The following is a 15263-nucleotide window of genomic DNA, read 5'->3' as shown; positions in this document are numbered from 1 at the left end:
ACCAAACTGATAAACCAAAATGAATGAAAAAGATTTAGAGAGAGATAATTGGATCCTATGCAAGGATCCTTATTCATACAAACTATAGATTTATAAAATGTGGGTTAGAAGTCTTCAAAGACACCGAGACCAAATAGAGCAAAATCGTATTTGACAGGGTCTTTTGGGTCAAGTTTTCTAAGATTGCTGTCTAATTCAGCCAAGGCTTTTGAATCGTTTTGTTTGCGAGTAATCAATCCTAATTTTCTGCTTACATTTCCAGAATGAACATCTAAGGGGCAAGAGAGATGAGCAGGAGAAATCTTTTTCCATACCCCTAAGTCTACTCCAAGTAGATCATGTCTTACCATCCAGCGTAAAAACATATTGATGCGTTTGGCAGCAGAACCTTTTAAAGGGTCCGACACATGTTTAGTAGTTCTGATGGGGTGAGGAATTTCAAAAAACACTTTCTTGAATTCGTGTATGGCAGGTTGTAAGGAATTGTTTTGGATGTTTTTTTGAAATAATAGTTCTAATCCACCATGATTTTCATAGATGTTTTTTAAAGAGGTTATAAAAAATTTAAAATCAGTGCCGTTGAAAGTTCTGTGTTTAAAATCGTTTAACTTTTCTAAGTCTTCTTCTGTATGGTGCATAACAAAGTCATAAGGGGCTTGACCCAATAGATTCATCATTTGTAAACAATTCTTTATGATCATAGGTCTTTTTCCCCAAGAGATAGTTGCAGCTAAAAAACCTGCGATTTCAATATCTTCCTTGTTTGTAAATAGATGAGGGATTTGTACGGGATCACTATCAATAAAATCTCTGTTGTTGTATTGCTTTTCTTTGCGATTAAGAAAATCTTTTAATTGGGTAGAATCCATAAGTTCATTTTAGCAATGATAAAAATACATAATTTGGGATGTTTAAGACTATTGTATATCATAACTTATAATTTGTTTATCCATAGAATGGGTTGTATTTTTATTTTTTATTTATAAATCATAAGTATCATGTCTATTCAACTTCAGTCTTCAATTTTTAATTTTTTAAATGCATTAAAAGAAAACAATAATCGTGATTGGTTTGCAGAGAATAAGTCTTGGTTTGTTGAAGAAGAATCTAAACTAAAATCATTTTTCACAAACGTTATGGATGGGTTAAATGAGCAAGATGTTATTGAAAGTATGAAGGCTTATAGGATTTATAGAGATATTCGCTTTTCTAAAGACAAAACTCCATACAAAATCTATAGGAGTTGCAGCTTTAAAAGATCTACAGATGCCTTAAGAGGTGGCTATCATTTAGAGATTACTCCTAAAGGTTCTTTTTTAGCTTGTGGTTTTTGGCAACCGAATAAGGAAGATTTGTTTCGAATAAGAAAAGAGTTTGAAGCTGATACCGAAGAAATAAATGAAATTATTAGTTCCTCAGCTATTCAGAAATATTTTGGAGGTTTTTACAAGGGAGAGGCTCTAAAAACAGCTCCTAAAGGTTTTGATAAAGAGCATCAAGCTATAGAGTTCATTCGTAAAAAAGATTTTTTATTGTTAAGGAAGTTCACCAATGATCAAGTATTGTCTTCCTCTTTTTTTAGTGAGGTCATGGAGTCTTTTAATGCGGCAAGACCGTTTTTGGATTATATGAGTGATGTGTTGACCACAGATGTAAACGGAGAGTCAATTCTCTAGTTGGATTGCTTTATATAAAATACTGATTTGTTTAAATCTTATTTTTTTGAAGTGTTTCCGTTCTTGACAGCACTATGATTGTCATAACACTCTAGCACGGCCTCGATCAACTGTAAATCGGTTGCTTTTTGTATAAAGTATGCGGAGTAATTACAGTTTGATAATACTTCAGTAAGCTTGTTAAGATCCATCTGTAGGTAATCTAAAATAACTTCTCTATCAAAGCGGGTGGTCAAAATTTTACGGGTATCGTCTTTGTCTTTTAATCTCTTAAGATTTTTAAGTTTTTTTGGTTTGGATCCAAATAAATTGTAAATGTAGTCAGTAGGATTGCTGATGGTAACGCCCCCAGAACCTAGACTGCTCCCAATTTTGTTGTTTTTTACTTCGTATGTTTGGCTGAGACCATTTACATGTATCCTATTGTATTTGTCTGTTGGAATGTTCTTAACATCAATTTCCAACACTCCTATAATCTTGTATGCATGTATTGTAACTTCAGGTAGGTTTTCAGATTGGGGAAATAAATGAACGTTCAGTTCTGTTCCTTTAGAAAGATCTTTAGTTATTTTTAATTTTATGGATTCGTACCCTATGCTCGAAATTAGGATGGTATCATTTTCGGTTACATTCATCTCAAAACCACCTTCTCTATCCGAAACTTCACCATCTATATTGGTTAAATTCAGTAATGATGCACCCTCTATAGCTAAGCTGTCTACTATATTCGTCACTTTACCTTTGATGCTAAAACTAAGTATGTCCTGTGCTGAGCTGTTATAGTTAGTAAACAGAAATAGGGCAAAAGCTATGATTTTTATTGTTTTTGTCATCATGAATAGGTGTTGTGTTTTTATAATTTTGTTTGCCTGTTTAAACTTATTCTCGCCATGATAGGGAAATGATCAGATAAATTTACGTAATATGTAGTAAATTTACCAACCTCCATTGTGTTATCAGGCAAAATAAAATCTATTCGGAAAGGAAAAAAGTAATCATAGGATTTACCAAAACCTGAGCCAGCTTCTGTAAAAGCATCTTTTCTATCTTCCATGATTTCATGGTAGTTCCAAGAGAAGGCTGTATTGTTGAAATCTCCTACGACAATGCTTTTGTGTGGACACTCTTTAATATGATTTTTTAACGCTTTTATTTGTTTTGATTGCTTGTTAAAGACATTCATAAACTTATTAAGTAAGGCCTCACTATCTTTTCCTCCATAATTTTCTTTATTGATGTCAAGTTTGAAAGATTGAAGGTGTACGTTGTAGATTCGGATAGTTTCGTCTAGTATCTTGAGATCTATATAAACAATATTATTACCACCTTTCTTAAAAAGGCTATTCCCTTGTTTTACAACGGGGTATTTTGAATAAATCGCTAAATTAGAATTTTTATATTCATATACTTTAGGCAGGTCAATCTTTAGGTTTGGAGTGTTTTTGTATTCTTGGAAACAAATGATATCAGGATTTTTATTGTTTATAAAACTACAAATATCTTCCTTTACGGTTTTTGAGTCTATGGCTTTGAGTGCATTGAAATGTCTTACGTTATAGGATAAAACTTTAATATCGCTTTGTTTTATAATTTCTTTTTTTTCAATAGCATAGAAGTCGTGTAGATGTGAAATTCCGATAAGAATACAACCTAGTGAAACGATAAAATGAAGTTTTAATTTTACGATCCACAAGATGATAAAGGCAATATTTATGAACAGTAAGATCGGATAAGCAAGGCTTAAGACGGAAATACTTGACCAGTTTTCAGGATCTATGTAAGGTAGTGAATAGGTAAACAGTAGTAATACTACGATCACAAAGTTGAAAAAAAACAAAACTTTATTCCAGAAATTTAACTTCCCCATGATTTTATTTTTTTCCTTGTTGAAATAAAAATTCTTTTTCCTCTTTACTCAAAGAATCATATCCTGATTTACTTATTTTTTCTAAAATATGATTTGTTTTGTTTTGGGCTTCACTCGTAGTTGTAGATGATTTTTTTTTCTTCGAGGCTTTGTAACTTGTTTTTAAATGAGTTTTAGATTTAAAAGGGTTTTGAAAGGATAGTTTATATGGAAAGCGAATGGCCATATAGCCATATAATGCTCCACCTAAATGTGCCAAATGACCACCAGTATTGCCATCATTGAGTAAGATTAAGTCCAGTACAACAAAAACAAGAGAAATGACCCATAACTTGACAAAACCAACAAACCTTACTTTCAATTCAAAATTAGGCATATATGTTGTGATCCCTACTAAAATAGCCATGATAGCTGACGAAGCACCAACCAAGGTTGCTTTTTGATTTTGTAATACTGGAAAATAATTATAGCTCGCTACAAAGGTAATTCCTCCAAAAATAGTCCCCCATAAATAGAAAGAGATCAACTTTTTAGAAGAAAAATAATCGATGAATAAATTACCAATATAGAATAAGAACATCATGTTGAAAAGCAAATGGATAAATCCGCCATGCATAAAACCATATGTCAGCAACGTCCATGGTTTTGAGAAGTATTGGCCAACAGATGCGGGCAGAGATAGCCACTTGTAAAAAATATTGCCTTGAATCCCAAATAGCCAACTTAAGCTACCGAGCAAATAAGTAACCAAAAACAAGGCAATATTTGCCATGATTAGTTTCTCTACGATAGACCCATATTGGTATTTATGTTTTGTTTGAGTATATATATTATTCATTGTCTAATACATTCTATATTGGTTTTTTTTCCAGATGATAGCCATTATCAATCCTATGATTGCACCTCCCACATGAGCAAAATACGCAGTATTTACGGGGCTCAATAACGGTTGTCCAGTAATTCCTGAGATCAAATCAGCAATTACAATTACAGGGATAAAATATTTAGCCTTTACGGGTAAGACAAAATACAAGTAGAGTTCAGCGTCTGGGAAGTTCCAACCATAAGCCGCTAACAATCCAAAAATTGCACCTGAAGCTCCAAGCATTGGGCTAGAAAAAATTTCAGCTCCTTTTCCACTTATAGGAATATCAGGTATATATTTTGCAGCAGAATACATTTCGTAGATTTCATTTCTGTATAATCCATTTTCGATCAAAACATTAAGAATACTCTCAAATTCAAAATATTGATTTCCCATATAAATAAATGCAGCCCCAATTCCTGCAGAAAAGTAAAAAAATAAGAATTTATTTTTTCCCCATAATTGGTATAACGGAGGACCAAAGAAATACAAACCCAACATATTTGATGCAACATGTAATAGACTAGTCTTACTATGCATAAACATGTACGTGAAAAATTGCCAAAATTGAAATTTTGGATGATCAATATAGTGGAGATTAAGAACTGCACCCAAATCTATATTTTGCAAGCTTATGCTAGCAATATAAAGGATAATGTTTATGATGATGAGATGCTTAATAATATCTGGTACTCTATTCATTATTCTAATGGGTGTTAAAAATATGATCTATTTTTTTTCTAGTAATCGTAGTATATATTTTTTTGCTAAAGGGAGATAACTGAGTTTCCTTGCATTCAAATAATTCTTGAATCAATACTTCTTGTTCTACTTCACTTAACTTTGTCCCTGTTTTTATAGCTAAAGTTTTTGCTAATGATTTTGAAATCATGTCTAACTGACTAAAACTGTTTTCTTGTATGTCTTCTTTAAAGTCTTCTATAAGCTGTTCAAAAACTATGCTAATTTGACTCTCGTTAATTGTAGTAGGGATTCCAGATACTATTACATGCTCCTCGGCCAAACACTCAAACAAAAATCCTGTGCTTTCCAGTTCGTCTTTTATTGTTTTTAAAATCTCTAGTTCTTGTTTGCTATAGCTGATGCTAATAGGAAATAATAATTGTTGACTGGAAGCTTCTCTAACAGTTATGTTCGCCAAAAATTTTTCGTACAAGACTCTTTGATGTGCTAAATGTTGATGAATCAAGTATGTACCTGTGTTTAAATTACATAAAATATATTTGTTTTGAATCTGAAATGAATCTTTAACCAATTTTATCTCCTTAGTTTCAAAGAGTTCTTGGTGCAATTCATTTTCAACCACCGGGACATTAGCCAAAGATTCTATACCGTGATATAGAGATTCCCAATTTCCTTCATTGTTTTTTTGACGAACAGAGGGGTTACTACCAGAAAATGGTCTGCTACTTTTGGCTTTTTCGTTTTGAAAAGGATTGAAGTTATTTTCTGTTTTAAAAGGATTAAAGTTAGCGTCAACTTCAATTTTTGGATTTGTTATAGGTTTGTCCTTATAACCATAGGGGGTTTCTAAGTTCTTGTCTTTGGTGAAATCTATCCCAGGTACAATATTATACTGCCCTAAGCTGTGTTTCACTGCTGCCCTTAAGATTTCGTATAATATTTTTTCATTATCAAATTTGACTTCAGTTTTTGTAGGATGAATGTTGATGTCAATCGTATTGGTTGGAACATTTAGGTATAAAAAATAGCCAGGATGAGTTCCTTTTTCTTTAAGCCCTTCAAACGCAGCATTTACCGCATGGTGGAGATATGGACTTTTGATAAATCTTTTGTTAACAAAAAAGAATTGATCTCCTCGTTTTTTTTTTGTAAAGTCGGGTTTTACAATAAAACCAGTTAATTTTATAACATCAGTCTCCTCATGGATGGGTATAATGCGTTCGTTTGTTTTTTTACCGAAAACATGAACGATTCGTTGCTTTAAATTTCCAGGGGGAAGATTAAAGATTTCTGAATTGTTGTGATTTAGAATAAAATGAATATCAGGATGAACTAAGGCAACTCGTTGAAAATCATCAATAATATGTCTAGTTTCGACTGCATCAGATTTTAAAAAATTTCTTCTTGCGGGTATATTAAAGAATAAGTTTTTGACAGATGTGTTGGTCCCTTTTGCGGTCGGTATTGTTTCTTGATTGGTAATCTTACTTCCCTCAATAAAAATTCTAGTTCCTAATTCTTGCCCCTCTTTTTTGGTTTTCATTTCTATCTGAGCGATCGCAGCTATGGATGCCATTGCTTCTCCTCGAAAACCTTTTGTAGACAAGTTAAATAAATCTTCAGCGTCTCTAATTTTAGAAGTAGCATGTCTTTCAAAGCAAAGCCTTGCATCTGTTTCAGACATACCGGTACCGTCATCTATGACTTGAATGAGGGTTTTTCCAGCGTTTTTAATTATGAGATGTATATGTTTAGCGCTAGCATCAATAGCATTTTCTAGTAGTTCTTTGACTACTGAAGCGGGTCGCTGGACAACCTCACCAGCAGCGATTTGGTTCGCTACATGGTCTGGTAATAATTGAATAATGTCAGACATTAGGAATAGGGATTATCTTAGTATGTAAATAGCCGTTATAGAAAGAATCGCGATAATGATAGCCAACCTGTAAGTTGTTTTCCTATCTGCATTAGAAGACGATCTTGATCTATTCCATTCGTGTTTAAGATTATTTTTTGAGAGTGTTACTGTGAACTCGTTTTCTTCATCTTCGTTTCTTTCTCTTTTGTAACGATCTTCTAAAGCAAGTAGTCGCTCTTTACGTTCGTCATAATATCTAGGCTTATAGTTAAATACATAATGGCCTGTGGGTTTGAAAGGTGTTTTAAACATAGCGATAAAGAAAAAGCATTATTGTCAAATTTAAGAAAAATTCGACAATAATGCTTTGTGTTTAATGTCGTATTAACGTTTGTTGAGTGCTGACATTTTAATTGCAGCCACTGCACATTCTACGCCTTTATTTCCTAATTTACCACCAGATCTGTCAAGAGACTGTTGTTTGTTGTCATCTGTTAACACACAGAAAATGGTAGGGACATCATATTTGATGTTTAGATCTTTAATTCCTTGAGTTACTCCTTCACACACAAAGTCAAAATGTTTAGTTTCACCTTGTATGACATTTCCAACAGCTATTACGGCATCTACATTTTTGCCCTCAAGCATTTTTTTACAACCGTAAATCAATTCAAAACTACCAGGAACTTTCCAACTAATAATATCCTCTCGAGCAACACCGTTGTCCAGTAGCGTATCGATTGCTCCTAGAGTTAGATTTTCTGTAATTTCTGGGTTCCATTCAGAAGTTACAATTCCAAATCTAAATCCTTTGACGTTTGGTAAGTCGCCTTTATCGTATACCGATAAGTTTGTTGTAGCCATTAATTAGCGTATTTAGCTTGGTTGATGTATAAATCTATATTTTTGGCTTGTGTAGATTTTGGGAAATTTTCTTTTACGTTTTCAAATAAATCTTGTGCCTTGTTGAAGTTTTTCAAGGTTAAAGCTACTTTACCAGCCTTCATTAAGTAAAGGGGAGCTATGGCATTATTTTGAGTGTTTTCTCCTGCTTTGGTAAAATAAGACAAAGCCTCTTGACTGTTGTTTTTAGCCAAGTGGGCATCACCAATATTACCGGCAACAATAGCGTTCAGTACATTGTCCTTTGTTGAGACATCCTCTAAAAACTCGATTGCTAAATCATAATTTTTTAAGTTGACATGAGAAATTCCAGCATAATATTTAGCTAAATTTCCAGCTTCTGTATTTCCATAATTCTTTGCGATGTCAGCCAAACCAAAATTACCCTCAGCTCCTTCTAAAGCTGTAGTGTATAATGTTTCATTTGAGCTATTATTTGCTTCTACAAAAGATTTTTTAGCAAAGAACAATGCATCCGCAGCTTCTTTTTCTCTTGGAGCAACAACAAATTGTGTATAACCCATATATCCAAAGATTGCGACAACTGATACTATTAACGAGATCAATAGGGGTTTGCTATTTTTTTCAATCCACTTCTCTGATTTGTTAGCGCTTTCTTCTAAGGTATTAAAAACTTCCGCTGTTGTACTGTGTTCTGTATTTCCGGTATTGTCTACAATTATTTCTTCGTCAGTTTCATTTGTTTTTTTGTATCCTCTTTTTTGATAGGTAGCCATTGAAATATATTGTGTTTTAATAATTAATTTAAAATGTGATAGGAACAAAAATAGTTTTTTTAATCGAATATCAAAACACTGAATTAACCAAAAAAATGATAAATTGCGGTTCTGTTCTCAATTGAAAAAAATAAACATGCATCTTCACAAATTATCTTTACTTAATTACAAAAACATCACTTCCGAAGTTTTTGATTTTGATGCTAAAATAAATTGTTTTGTTGGGAACAATGGTGTCGGGAAAACTAACGTACTAGACGCTATTTATTACTTGTCATATACCAAAAGTTATTTCAATGCTGTGGCCAGTCAGAATATCAAACATGGAGAAGATTTTTTCATTATTGAGGGTGATTACCTATTAGAAAATGAAAGAGTAGAGACTATAGTTTGTAGTTTGAAAAAAGGAACCAAAAAAGTGGTGAAGCGTAATGGTAAAGTTTATGAAAAATTCTCTGATCATATCGGTAACTTTCCACTTGTCATTATTTCTCCCTCCGATCGAGATTTAATTGTAGAAGGAAGTGAAACTCGTCGTAAATTTATGGATGGTGTTATTGCTCAGCAGGATAGACGCTATTTACAAACTTTAGTCAACTATAATAAAATTTTAACACAGCGAAATGCATTATTAAAATATTTCGCAGCTAACCGAGTTTTTGATGCTTTAAATTTAAACGTTTATGATGAGCAGCTAAATGATTTAAGTGTGTACATTCATGAAAAAAGAGTTTGGTTTTTAAAAGAATTCTCATCTATTTTTGATGTTTGCTATAAAGAGATTAGCAATTCAAAGGAAGGAGTTTCTTTGGTTTACAAAACACAGTTAGAGGATGCTCCATTGATTGATTTATTTGAACAGAATTTAGGTAAAGATAGAATGTTACAGTACACCTCTGTTGGGATACACAAAGATGATTTGCAATTTGAATTGAACGGTTATCCCATTAAAAAATTTGGATCTCAAGGTCAGCAAAAATCCTATTTAATAGCTTTAAAGCTTGCTCAATTTGAGTTTATGAAGCAATTGACTGGCAAGAAACCTATTCTTTTGTTTGATGATGTGTTTGATAAGTTAGATGAAAATAGAGTATCCCAGGTAATCAATTTGGTGAATAAAGATCAGTTTGGTCAAATTTTCATAACTGACACCCACGGAGAGAGAACAGAGAGTGTTGTAAAAAAGACGAAGCAACCCTACAAAATATTTAATCTATAATGGCTAAAAAGAGAATAGATCAAAGGTCAGTTAGGAGTAGTGAGGCCAATCCTATTAGTGATTTGATGAAAAACTTTATCAAATCCAACAATTTAGAGGCAGGGTTTCAAAAGATTTCTGTAGCCGAGGAATGGGCAAAGTTAATGGGGCCTGGAGTGAAATCCTATACTGAAAGTATAAGTTTAAAGAGTGGAACTTTAGTTGTGAAAATATCTTCTTCAGCGTTGAGGACAGAGTTGAGTTTTGGAAAAGAAAAAATATTAACGATGATGAACGAATCTTTAGGGGAGGAGCTGATAAAAAAAGTTATTCTTATCTAAAATAGGGCAGTAGAAATAAAAATACCATGTACATATTTACGATGGTTAGTGCTTCCAATGTCATTTGTAAGGAGGTAACTCCCTCGGTAACCAATTCCCACTTCAGCTTGTCTGATGTTAAAGAAGGTGTTGTCAAAGATAACTTCAATCCCAACGGAATTCTGTCTGCTTTTGTTGTTTTGTAAATCAGTAATGGTACTGAAATCAGTAAATAAATTCGCTCTGATTCTTTTAAAATAAGAAACACCAAGAACTCCAAAGTCAGGATAAACAATAGGAAATTGATAGTTTATAGAAATTTTTTGAGCTGCTAATGAAGGATTAATTATAAAACCCCTTGCGTAAGAAAAATTATCAGTGTTTAGATTTAAATTAACCCGGTCTTTTCCTTGATCTATTTGTCTATACGCAAATGACATGAAGCAGTTATGACTTTTTATAAATCCAGGTAAAAATATATAGTTTAGAGTGTTGAAATAATATTTATTGATTGCTCCAAACATTGTTCTGTTGTATTCTAACTTTGTTGAAATTCCACCATGAGAACTAATATGTTGTTTTGCCTTTCTTCTAATACTCGATGCGTCAATTGACATTGTACACAAGCCATAATGAAGAGAAGTGTTTTTTACTTCTGTTTCTTGTTTTGTTTCTCTAAAAGTGAAAGTAGACGTTGATTTTTCGTAATACTTAAATCCCAGATTAAAATACATGTTATTGACGTAATTACCTTTAACTTGAGCCAGTGGTATTGTTAAACTAGGGGATACAGAAAAAAGGTTGTAGGCTATGTTTCCTTCGTGCAATATACCAAATTGATCTTCTAATGATTTGTTAAAATTTCGACGGGTATAATCAATTCCCAAATTTAAAGTAGGAAACCATTTTTTGTAAGAAGCCGAAAATCCAATCCCCGAGGAATTAATTTCATTGGGGTAGAAGCTAAGTTCGTTTGAGAGACTAAAATCGTTTAACAAATTTGTTGCCGTTGCTTTGGTAGAAATGATTTCATCGTCTAACCGATAACTCCAATCGTGTAATTTCAAATTTTTAAAAGATGAGGTATATGCTGAAGTGTTGAAATTTGTATGTTTTATTTTTTTTAGCATGTAACCATTTTCAAAAACTACTGTTTTGTTGTTGTTCCAATCCATTTCAATAGGTTCTTTAATCTTAAAGGGAATTGGAGAAATTTTTGAGAATGAGATTTTATTTCCATTTTTTGTTTGCTCGACAAAATATATATTGTCGTGCTTTGTTATTGGTTGGTAGGCACCAACAGCTACATTTGTAATTTGATTGATGATTTGACTACCGTCTACAGGTGTTTGGTAAATGTTTTCTATTCCATTGAAAGAGGCACTATAGTATATAAAGTCTTGGTCAACACGTATGTGATCAATACTATGGTTGGTCCAAGGTGATAATTGGGTTTTATTTCCATCCTGGTCAATCTTAAAGATTGCCAATTGATGATCATTATGGAGTAAATATGCATATACTTCCTCAGCTATGAATTGAGGTCTAGAGGCATGACCTGAAACTTTTAATTGGGTTATCGTATTTCCGTTTCTGCTGTTTAAGACTACAATTTTACTAATGTTTTGGTCGTTTTCAATAGCAATAATTTTAGAGGCATCATTGTTGAAACTAGGAGAGAAATATCTTTTTTTATGGGTGAGTTGTTTTCTTTTTTTAGTAATGATATCGTAAATATAGAGGTTATTGTAGTTGGTGTAATTGTATCTAGGGTGATACTGGATTCCACTGTAAACCAATTTGTTGTTTTGATAAGAAAAATAAGGATCTATGTTGATGACTGAAGTCGTTATTTTTGTTTCTTCACCTTTTGAGTTTATTTTGTAAAATGTTGAGATTTCATCAAAGGTTGTTTTTAATGTGATGATATTTCCTCTTTCATCTATCTGGGGAAAAGCATAAAGAGTTGCTCTATTATTTTTCTTACTTATTCTGTTATAATCACTTACCCCTAGAAGATTTCTTTGTTTCTTCCATTTCATTTTATTTTCGGTAAGCGCCGCATGGTACATGTCAGTGGTTGTAAGCTGAGTTTCTTTTTTTAATTGTTGTGAAAATCCATAAAATGGAAACTTGAATGCCGCTGCTTTACCAGCAATATCATCTAGCTTTGAAGCATCAAAATGATTGCGATAGAAGTTAAGCATTTGATAACCTGTTACATAATGATTTGGTGTGATGTCTTTGTAGGAGCCATTTCTAGTTTTTTGGTAAGTATAAATAGTACCGCTTTTTGAGATAGCTCGTTGTAAAGAACTAAATTTAGGTAACCTACCACGGCCGCTTTTGGTTAACGCAGTTTCCATCACAACTGCATCTCCTTCAAAATACCAGTCGGGAACAGCTAAAATGCTTCCTGCTCCCCAGCCAGAATCGCCAAATATGTAATGTAGCGCTTTTGTTAGTCCTTTTTTATGATTTAAATACTGTTGAACATGCCTATATTCGTGAATAGCTAGGGTACTGATCCAGTTTGTGGTTCCTAAACTGTTGAAGCTTTGTGGTGCAGTATTGTAAAATTCACTTCTGAAAGGGCTTAAGGTTACAAAACCATTAGATTCAACTGTATTTCCTCTCAAAATGATGTCGATAGGTTGTTGATGGTTACCGATAGATGCGTTGTTGTTTTCTTGTATGTACTGAATGGTATTTGCTATTTTTTGAGCATCTTGTTCTTGACCTTTTTTGAATATAATAGTAGCCTGGGGACTTGTTAATTTTTCCCAATGTTGGGGTTCATGTTGATTTTGTGACCAAGCATTCAATGATAAAACAAAGATAATGACAATGAAGTTTTTCATTATTTTTTTCTTTTGGCAGCTACGACCAACTCTATTTTATCTAAGGTAGTAGTTGTTGTAAACATTCCATAATTGATTACTATTTTTTTCTTGTCTATTTTTTCAATGATACCGCTAGCTCTACTATCGATTAGTCTTACTTTATCATTAATTTTAAAGATGTAACTGTTTTTTTTCTCTGTTTCAATCTTTTCTTTTTTTTCTTTTTCTTTTCTGACCTTTACAACTTTTGTGAGTACTTCATTTTCAGTTCTTTTCAAAGCTATTTCTGCCTTTTTCTTTGCTACTTTTTCTTTGGCCTTTTCAGGTTTTGTTTTTTTAATTTTAGGATGGGCTTGGTCATATTTAGACTTTTCAATGATTACCCACTTTTCAAAATCCTTTCTAAACTCTTTTTTGTTGTTGGTTTGGAAGTATTTGTTGATTAGTTCGTTTGTTTTTCTACCAATATTCAAAATTCGTTGATTGGAGTCATATAGAGTTTGAAACCTTTCTAGTTTTTCTTTGAGTTTGTTTTCTTTTTCAACCAATCCATCAGCGTATTCTTTGGCTTTGGAACTTTGCAATTCCATGTCTAATGTGTTTCGTTGTAAATTGCTTCGTTCTTGTTGCAGTTTAGAAATGGTTTTATCAAAACGAACTTTAGATTTATCAATTTTCTTTTTGGCACGATTGATCAAGCTAAACGGGATTCCGTTTTTTTGAGCTACTTCAAAAGTGAATGAACTTCCGGGTTGTCCTATTAACAACATGAACAAGGGCTCTAAAGTTTTACTATCAAAAGCCATATTGGCATTCACTACATTCTCTAATTCATCAGCAAGTACCTTAAGGTTTGTATAATGGGTGGTAATGATACCATAAGCGCCTACATGATAAAATTCCTCTAAAAATATTTCAGCCAACGCTCCTCCTAGTTCGGGATCTGAGCCTGTTCCAAATTCATCAATTAAGAATAGCGTGTTGTTGGTGCATTTTTTTAAAAACGCCCTCATGTTTTTCAATCTATAGCTGTAAGTACTCAATTGGTTTTCTATGGATTGATTGTCACCAATATCTGTAAGAATATGATCAAAAAAGTGAGTTTTACTCTTTTCATGTACAGGGATTAAAATTCCACTTTGAATCATTACTTGTAGTAATCCTATGGTTTTTAGGGTAATACTTTTTCCACCAGCATTAGGCCCAGAGATTACAATGATTTGTTGTTTTTTATTGAGGCCTAGGGTTTGGGGTATGACCGGAGCATCATCCTGTTTGTTTTTTTCAAGTAAAATAGGATGATATGCGTTGATGTAATCAATTTCATGTGATTTTGAAAATACGGGGAGTACCCCATTAATTTCATTTGCATAATTTGCTTTAGATTTCAAAACATCTAAGGAAACCAAGAGGTTTACGTAGTCATTGATCAATCCAGCAAAAGGCCTCATTTCATTGGTAAGGTCCCTTAAGATTCTATCGATTTCTTTTTTTTCTTCTATTGTTAGTTCCTGAACTTGTCGATAGAGGTTTAATGTGTTTTGAGGGGCAATGAACACAATACTTCCTGTTTTAGATGTTCCTAAAACACTACCTTTTACTTTTTTTCGATGGATGGATTGAACCGCTAGAACAGGTTGGTTCTCAATGATTGATTCCCTGATGTCATCAAGATAGCCAGCTTTATTGTATTTAGCAAGTTCAGTGTTGAATGAACTTCCCAGTTGTCCACGTACAGAATTTAACTTTCTTCTAATTTGATTTAAATGAACAGATGCTTTGTTCTGTACTTCACCATATTTGGTGATAATTTTAAAAACAGCATCTACAATGATTTTTGTAAATTCAATGTTTTTAGTCAGTATAGATAATTTGGGATAATACTCTTCAAATTTCTCGAAATAAAGAATGATTTCATTTGAAGTGTTTGAAATATTAGCAATTTTTAAGAATGCTTCTGGAGACAACTTACTGTTTTCTATTTTCAAAAGCTTTAGATCTTTGTCAATATCATCAAAATAATGTCCTGGGATTCTGTTTTCACTTACCAATGAACTCAGGTATTCATTCACCTGTGACAATGCAATCTCTAAGTCTGGTTTGTTTGCAAAAGGAGTGATGTTTAAGATCAACTCTTTTCCTTTTTCTGAAGTACAATGTTTGGAAATACTTTCTAAAATGATAGAGAATTCTAAATCTTGTAAGGTTTTACTGTGTATTTGACTCATGCTAAAATTGTGTACTTACCGTAAATATTGTTATTTTGGTCAGGTTACAAAAATACACATTCA

At 32.8% G+C, this 15263-nt stretch carries 14 protein-coding genes; 3 read left to right on the top strand and 11 right to left on the bottom strand.

Features of this window, described 5'->3' with window-relative positions:
* Positions 1-104: 104 nt before the first annotated feature.
* Positions 105-869 (bottom strand): TIGR02757 family protein, encoded by a 765-nt coding sequence (locus ABF281_RS00335; protein WP_347179712.1) that lies wholly within the window; start codon positions 867-869, stop codon positions 105-107.
* A gap of 129 nt (positions 870-998) precedes the next feature.
* Between ABF281_RS00335 and ABF281_RS00330 the strand changes: the two genes are divergently transcribed.
* Positions 999-1676, top strand: coding sequence for a DUF2461 domain-containing protein (locus ABF281_RS00330; protein ID WP_347179711.1), 678 nt, complete (start codon positions 999-1001; stop codon positions 1674-1676).
* Positions 1677-1714: 38 nt separating this feature from the next.
* Here ABF281_RS00330 and ABF281_RS00325 read toward each other — a convergent pair whose 3' ends face one another.
* From ABF281_RS00325 to ABF281_RS00290, 8 genes are all read right to left on the bottom strand, one after another.
* Positions 1715-2512 (bottom strand): carboxypeptidase-like regulatory domain-containing protein, encoded by a 798-nt coding sequence (locus ABF281_RS00325; protein WP_347179710.1) that lies wholly within the window; start codon positions 2510-2512, stop codon positions 1715-1717.
* A 17-nt stretch (positions 2513-2529) separates the two neighbouring features.
* Entirely contained in the window at positions 2530-3543 is a 1014-nt protein-coding gene (locus ABF281_RS00320; RefSeq protein WP_347179709.1) for an endonuclease/exonuclease/phosphatase family protein, read from the bottom strand.
* Between the two features lie 4 nt (positions 3544-3547).
* Positions 3548-4381 (bottom strand): rhomboid family intramembrane serine protease, encoded by an 834-nt coding sequence (locus ABF281_RS00315; RefSeq protein ID WP_347179708.1) that lies wholly within the window; start codon positions 4379-4381, stop codon positions 3548-3550.
* Between the two features lie 3 nt (positions 4382-4384).
* Positions 4385-5110 carry a rhomboid family intramembrane serine protease gene (locus tag ABF281_RS00310; RefSeq protein WP_347179707.1) on the bottom strand — a complete coding sequence of 242 codons (726 nt, stop codon included), beginning with the start codon at positions 5108-5110 and terminating at the stop codon, positions 4385-4387.
* Positions 5111-5114: 4 nt separating this feature from the next.
* Positions 5115-6989, bottom strand: coding sequence for a DNA mismatch repair endonuclease MutL (gene mutL / locus ABF281_RS00305; RefSeq protein ID WP_347179706.1), 1875 nt, complete (start codon positions 6987-6989; stop codon positions 5115-5117).
* Between the two features lie 12 nt (positions 6990-7001).
* Positions 7002-7283: a hypothetical protein gene (locus tag ABF281_RS00300; RefSeq protein ID WP_347179705.1), complete on the bottom strand. Its 282-nt coding sequence runs from the start codon at positions 7281-7283 to the stop codon at positions 7002-7004.
* Between the two features lie 72 nt (positions 7284-7355).
* Entirely contained in the window at positions 7356-7835 is a 480-nt protein-coding gene (gene ribH, locus ABF281_RS00295) for a 6,7-dimethyl-8-ribityllumazine synthase (RefSeq protein ID WP_347179704.1), read from the bottom strand.
* Entirely contained in the window at positions 7835-8611 is a 777-nt protein-coding gene (locus ABF281_RS00290) for a tetratricopeptide repeat protein (protein WP_347179703.1), read from the bottom strand. The genes ribH and ABF281_RS00290 overlap by 1 nt, the downstream gene beginning before the upstream one ends.
* A 136-nt stretch (positions 8612-8747) precedes the next feature.
* Between ABF281_RS00290 and ABF281_RS00285 the strand changes: the two genes are divergently transcribed.
* Entirely contained in the window at positions 8748-9830 is a 1083-nt protein-coding gene (locus ABF281_RS00285; RefSeq protein WP_347179702.1) for a DNA replication/repair protein RecF, read from the top strand.
* Positions 9830-10150, top strand: coding sequence for a DUF721 domain-containing protein (locus ABF281_RS00280; RefSeq protein ID WP_347179701.1), 321 nt, complete (start codon positions 9830-9832; stop codon positions 10148-10150). Before ABF281_RS00285 ends, ABF281_RS00280 begins: the two co-directional genes overlap by 1 nt.
* On the opposite strand, the gene ABF281_RS00275 is transcribed toward ABF281_RS00280, so the two are convergent.
* Together ABF281_RS00275 and ABF281_RS00270 are read right to left on the bottom strand one after the other, a co-directional pair.
* Positions 10147-12990 carry a hypothetical protein gene (locus ABF281_RS00275; protein WP_347179700.1) on the bottom strand — a complete coding sequence of 948 codons (2844 nt, stop codon included), beginning with the start codon at positions 12988-12990 and terminating at the stop codon, positions 10147-10149. The genes ABF281_RS00280 and ABF281_RS00275 overlap by 4 nt on opposite strands.
* The gene (locus ABF281_RS00270) at positions 12990-15200 is read right to left on the bottom strand and encodes a DNA mismatch repair protein MutS (protein ID WP_347179699.1); all 2211 of its coding nucleotides are present in this window, start codon (positions 15198-15200) and stop codon (positions 12990-12992) included. The genes ABF281_RS00275 and ABF281_RS00270 overlap by 1 nt, the downstream gene beginning before the upstream one ends.
* Positions 15201-15263 lie beyond the last annotated feature (63 nt).

This window comes from Wenyingzhuangia sp. (genome assembly GCF_039768515.1).
Taxonomy (GTDB): domain Bacteria; phylum Bacteroidota; class Bacteroidia; order Flavobacteriales; family Flavobacteriaceae; genus Wenyingzhuangia.
Note: the sequence above shows the minus strand (reverse complement) of the source record. Positions and strands in the feature narration are given on the sequence as shown.

What these genes read in the sequence shown, in the direction of transcription:
- ABF281_RS00335 (WP_347179712.1), bottom strand. Translation starts at nt 869, where the DNA reads ATGGATTCTACCCAATTAAAAGATTTTCTTAATCGCAAAGAAAAGCAA.
- ABF281_RS00330 (WP_347179711.1), top strand. Translation starts at nt 999, where the DNA reads ATGTCTATTCAACTTCAGTCTTCAATTTTTAATTTTTTAAATGCATTA.
- ABF281_RS00325 (WP_347179710.1), bottom strand. Translation starts at nt 2,512, where the DNA reads ATGATGACAAAAACAATAAAAATCATAGCTTTTGCCCTATTTCTGTTT.
- ABF281_RS00320 (WP_347179709.1), bottom strand. Translation starts at nt 3,543, where the DNA reads ATGGGGAAGTTAAATTTCTGGAATAAAGTTTTGTTTTTTTTCAACTTT.
- ABF281_RS00315 (WP_347179708.1), bottom strand. Translation starts at nt 4,381, where the DNA reads ATGAATAATATATATACTCAAACAAAACATAAATACCAATATGGGTCT.
- ABF281_RS00310 (WP_347179707.1), bottom strand. Translation starts at nt 5,110, where the DNA reads ATGAATAGAGTACCAGATATTATTAAGCATCTCATCATCATAAACATT.
- mutL (WP_347179706.1), bottom strand. Translation starts at nt 6,989, where the DNA reads ATGTCTGACATTATTCAATTATTACCAGACCATGTAGCGAACCAAATC.
- ABF281_RS00300 (WP_347179705.1), bottom strand. Translation starts at nt 7,283, where the DNA reads ATGTTTAAAACACCTTTCAAACCCACAGGCCATTATGTATTTAACTAT.
- ribH (WP_347179704.1), bottom strand. Translation starts at nt 7,835, where the DNA reads ATGGCTACAACAAACTTATCGGTATACGATAAAGGCGACTTACCAAAC.
- ABF281_RS00290 (WP_347179703.1), bottom strand. Translation starts at nt 8,611, where the DNA reads ATGGCTACCTATCAAAAAAGAGGATACAAAAAAACAAATGAAACTGAC.
- ABF281_RS00285 (WP_347179702.1), top strand. Translation starts at nt 8,748, where the DNA reads ATGCATCTTCACAAATTATCTTTACTTAATTACAAAAACATCACTTCC.
- ABF281_RS00280 (WP_347179701.1), top strand. Translation starts at nt 9,830, where the DNA reads ATGGCTAAAAAGAGAATAGATCAAAGGTCAGTTAGGAGTAGTGAGGCC.
- ABF281_RS00275 (WP_347179700.1), bottom strand. Translation starts at nt 12,990, where the DNA reads ATGAAAAACTTCATTGTCATTATCTTTGTTTTATCATTGAATGCTTGG.
- ABF281_RS00270 (WP_347179699.1), bottom strand. Translation starts at nt 15,200, where the DNA reads ATGAGTCAAATACACAGTAAAACCTTACAAGATTTAGAATTCTCTATC.